At 41.3% G+C, this 3,596-nt stretch carries 1 protein-coding gene; it reads left to right on the top strand.

The features are described 5' to 3' along the window. The first annotated feature begins 342 nt into the window (after positions 1-342). Positions 343-3,321: a carboxypeptidase-like regulatory domain-containing protein gene (locus tag Q0852_RS23305; RefSeq protein ID WP_299022752.1), complete on the top strand. Its 2,979-nt coding sequence runs from the start codon at positions 343-345 to the stop codon at positions 3,319-3,321. The last annotated feature ends 275 nt before the right edge of the window (positions 3,322-3,596 follow it).

Here is a 3,596-nt window from a genome sequence, read left to right as displayed (position 1 = left end):
AGCGTTCCACGAAAACAACGTTTTGCAGCCATGGAAACAGGCTATTTGGACAAGGTTTTACTGGCTGGATTTAAAGTGCTGGGTAAAAATTAAACACTCATGCTCTCACCCTGTAATCATAGCCTTGCGTTATGGGATGATTCATTACATTAAAGTCCATCACTATATTGGGAAAGTATTATTTTTGGAGTCCATATCTAAAAAATTGGGTCTGATTTTTTACATAAAACAATAATGTGCCGCCTTTATTGTTAAAGCAATTGATTTTAGGTTGATTATGTCTGTTTTTAACCTAATAACATATGTTTATATTGGTTATCTTATGTCATTCCTTAAGGTTTTTTGTTTTATATAGCAATTCAAGCGATTAAAGATTTTTATCAAGGAAACATTTTGATGCATTTGGGAAGAAACTTGATCTTGGGCCTAGTCGCCTCAGTATCTCTGGTTGGCTGTGGCTCGGATAGTGACAGTTCAGCTACGGAAAAAAAAGCCATAGCTGGTGAAGTTAGGGGACTAGCCAACCCTAAACTGGCAATGGTAACCGTATCTGGCAACGGTGAGTTACGTAGCCAAAAATTAGACGCGAATGGTGCGTATAGCTTTGCTAATTTAGATCCAAATAAAAAATATAGCGTTAAAGTACATGCTGATGGTTATAAACAAGAAAACCTTCCGTTTATAGTGCCAACGACTGATTCTGTCGGCATTAATGTCTCGGAAGAAAGCTCTCCTGTTGATGGCGTGTTTCACTATGTGTGGGAAGATGATGGACAAAGTGTTAGCGGTTTAGAATACGCATCATCCGTCAATCATCCATTGAGCATTACTATTAACGGTGAGCAACAACAAATTCCGAATATTGCAGCCGCTCAGTTTCTGTATCGTGATTATAAGATTGTTCTTGATAACTCAGATATACCTTGGACTCAGGCGCACGCCTACCGTTTATTGGAAACTATGCGCCAGCTACCGCAGAAACATTGTAGGCAGGGGCAAGTCACTACAGGTGGTTTACCCTGCGATACATCCAAGCTCAGCGATGTGAATTGGACTCTGACGACTGAGCATATTTCAGGTGATGTGATAATTTCAAAATCAGATGACTCCGATCCTCGTAAACAAGTACGGATCAGCGAAGATGCCTTCAGTTATGCTAATCCACAAATAGCGACCATGGACAAACAACGTGGCCGTTTTTTCTCCAAACGTCTTCACCACGCTGCGGTTACTTATTTAACCGATGCAGGTCAAGATCGGGGCGCTGCTAATTACATTCTCGAGAATCGTTTCGGTGTCAGTATTGATACCGGCATTGCCGATGAGCCAGATTCGTTATTTAGTACGCTCTACAATACCCTGCCAGTAACAGGCGAGGCCGATCGCAGTGCATCAACTTGGCAACCGTTTACGCCAAAAGAAATTTTATTGGTCATCAACCAATTTGAAGAAATGCCAGTTGGCCTTCATATTATTCGCGATAGTAATAATCCAGAAAAAGGGCTTAAATATTTATTACGTCGTCGAAATGGTCATGATCACCGGCTTTATCCTGATGCGCCAGCCGTGGCATGGCCATCGGCTGGCTATATCGAGTTTATGGAAAAAGCATTCAACAATGCCAACCTTGAACATATGCAGCGCTTGGTTATTCATGAAAAAACACATTTCATCTGGCACTACGTGCTGAATAACGAACTCAAGCTTGAGTGGCTAAAATTGTCAGAATGGTATCGTGTTGATAATTCCAATTTTGACGATTACTTAAATCAAGACCCATACAGTGCCGACATTTATCAAAAAGGTACGCGCTATACACATGGCAGTGCTTATAATCCGAACCTGACCTCGATTAATGTTGATAGCAGTGATGGCTGGTCTGCCCATAAAACAACGAATTTTGTTTCTGGTTATGCTCAGCTCAAAAATCCAAATGAGGATCTTGCTGAAAGCGTTTCTTTTTTCCTTAATAACCCAGATAAACTTCGCTCACGCGCCCCAGAAAAATATAATTTCATTCGTGACCGCTTAATGAGTGGCGTCATTTACTTCCAGAAAATCCGTCAAGACCTGACGTTTGAAGTACTTAACCTCTACCCGGACTATGTCTACCCGGGCAAAATTAAAAAGGTAGAGATCACGGTTAACGGTTATAGTGATGAAGAAAAAAAGGTTACGATTGATCTACAACTTTATACCACAGAAGGTACCTGTTCAGAGAAAAACAGCAATCAGTGCCTTGAAGGTGCAGTTCGCGCATATACTCGGATCTTTAGCCAAGGTGACACGTTTAAAGACATTAGCTTCTACCCAACGGAAGATCGTGGCCAGCCGTCTGACAAACTAAGGGCAGAGTTTACACTGGCAGCAAACGCTAAATACGGGTGGTGGTCACCAACGCAAATTCAAATTACCGATCAAAATGGCAACCAGCGTTACCAGCGTTCAACTGACTATGGTTGGCAACTGTTCGTCAACAACCCTGGTGAAGATATAACAGCACCTGCTTACGTGCCTGAATCACTGACTCTAGAGCTTGGGGAAAAACAAAGCCTCGATGGGCATACTGTGCAAAATATGTCAGCCAGATGGAAAGTGAAGGAAGCGGGTGGGATGAATGAACCCCGTAATGCTGGCGGAGTTGGAGATGCTTGTTTCGCCCGTTTCGCAAATGCAAATTCAGATGTATATTCAATGAATGTATTTGGCAAATATCAGCCAAATACAGATGAAGATGGTTATTGTACAGTCGATATTCAAACCACAGAATATTTCCGCAGTGGTGAATATGGCGTGGCTTCAATTTCGATGACAGATAAAGCCCTGAACAAAAAACGCGTTGATTTTGCAGACAATAATCCTGTCCATTCCGCATCACCGAAAATCACACTTACAGATACGGGGCGCAATGAGGATACTCTCAGCCCTGTGATTGGATTAGAAAGCTGCAATACACAGGCTCAGGGGCAGCCATGTATTAGTATTGAAGGCGTTCCAACGAAACCAGATGCGCCAGATGGTGAAACGCAAGTCACTCTGACGTTCTGGGCTAAAGATGATAAGTCAGGTTTGAACAAGGTTTCATTCAAACTGCGCGATCCACAAGGTATTGAACATAATTATTTTGTTGATCACGCAAATAACCATACCGATTTCTTCACCGGTGATCCAACTCAGTGGCAAGAATATTCTTATACAACTGTGCTACCGGTAGGTTCAGTGCCTGGTTCATGGGGGCTGGCATCAATATCATTTAATGATAAAGCGGGTAATGCAAAATCAGAAGATTTTACTGAAACCGTGATGTTTACTCTTGAATAACCTTTGTTCTTTACGAATCAATTAAATAAATGCCAAGCAATATTGCTTGGCATTTTAGTTTTGAATGTAATGAACATAATGCCTCAATCTACTAGACATAATTTTCTTTTTTTTGCACTAATAAAGCTATCGTTTGAAATCACAAAAAAGTAGTAGTCTTGCGGCATTTCGTATCTTTGAACAAACGTACGTATATGATCAGGGTGAGATCGCGAACGTTTATTGAGCAATTCAAACCGATTTGACCCGTAAATCTGTTTATGATCTTATACTCC

It is taken from the genome of uncultured Photobacterium sp. (genome assembly GCF_947502415.1).
Lineage (GTDB): Bacteria > Pseudomonadota > Gammaproteobacteria > Enterobacterales > Vibrionaceae > Photobacterium.
The sequence above is the reverse complement of the archived record's forward strand: the minus strand, read 5'-3'. Positions and strand labels throughout refer to the sequence as shown.